Source organism: Novosphingobium sp. MBES04 (genome assembly GCF_000813185.1).
Lineage (GTDB): Bacteria > Pseudomonadota > Alphaproteobacteria > Sphingomonadales > Sphingomonadaceae > Novosphingobium > Novosphingobium decolorationis.
Genome location: NZ_DF850504.1, coordinates 1 through 1,172, shown reverse-complemented (window position 1 = coordinate 1,172; position 1,172 = coordinate 1). Strand labels below are relative to the sequence as shown.

The window sequence follows — 1,172 nt, the reverse complement described above, 5'->3', positions numbered from 1 at the left end:
CTTATACCAAGGCGCGCTGAGGCTGACTCACGTCCTCGCTTTCCAAGCTGGTGATTTTCTGATTCATCATGGCAGGCACATGGAGGCTTGCGATGGCGGCAGCGATTGGGGTTCGATCTGACTACACATCGGCGGATTTGCGAGGGTTTGCACGACGAAGTGGCGATGCCGATCAGGTCCGACGCCTGTTGGCTGTTGCGCTGATCCTGGACGGCGGCAGTCGCAGCGAAGCGGCGAAGATTGCCGGCGTGACGCTGCAGATCGTGCGCGACTGGGTTCTGCGGTTCAACGACGGAGGTCCCGACGGTCTGGCAACGCGCAAAGCTCCGGGGCGGGCTTCGATCCTGAACGACGAGCAGCGCGCCCGGCTCGCCGAGATCGTCGAGGCGGGGCCGATCCCCGCGGCGCATGGCGTCGTGCGTTGGCGGCTTGCTGACCTGGCGCTGTGGGTCTGGGACGAGTTCGAGCTGTCGGTCACACGCCACACTCTCGGGCGCGAGCTTCGTGCGATGGGTTATCGCAAGCTCTCGGCCCGGCCGCGCCATCGTGGCCAGAAGCGCGATGACATCGTCGATTTTAAAAAAACTTCGGCGCCCGTCTGGCGCAAATCAAGCGGCGGCTCCCGAGAGGAACGCCGATAGAGCTATGGTGGCAGGACGAGGCCCGCATCGGCCAGCAGACCAAGCTTACCCGGCGCTGGGCGAAGCGCGGAACCCGGCCATCGGCGCCGAAGGACCAGCGTCGCTCCTCGGCATGGCTGTTCGGCGCGATCTGTCCCGCCGAAGGCAAGGCCGCCGGCATCGTCATGCCCCGTTGCAACAGCGAGGCAATGAGCATGCATCTCGAGGAAATTGCCTTCCACGTCGCGCCAGGCGCGCATGCAGTCCTCCTGCTCGATCAGGCCGGATGGCACGGATCGGCCGAACTGGTCGTGCCTCCCAACATCACCCTGATGCCGCTGCCGCCGAGATGCCCCGAACTCAACCCAGTCGAAAACGTCTGGCAGTTCATGCGCGACAACTGGCTGTCGAACCGCATCTTCAAATCCTACGACGACATCGTCGACCACTGCTGCTTCGCATGGAACAAGCTCGTCGATCAGCCCTGGCGCATCATGTCCATCGGAATGCGCCAATGGGCACATGGGTACTGATCAATGCACCTTGGTATTA

At 63.2% G+C, this 1,172-nt stretch carries 1 protein-coding gene; it reads left to right on the top strand.

The genetic code is table 11. The features are described from left to right. Positions 1–92: 92 nt before the first annotated feature. Positions 93–1,153, top strand: a protein-coding gene (locus tag MBENS4_RS25165) for an IS630 family transposase (protein ID WP_144401094.1) whose coding sequence is annotated in 2 segments (ribosomal slippage) — positions 93–585 and positions 585–1,153 — 1,062 coding nt in all. Because the reading frame shifts where the segments join, the coding sequence is not laid out codon by codon here. The last annotated feature ends 19 nt before the right edge of the window (positions 1,154–1,172 follow it).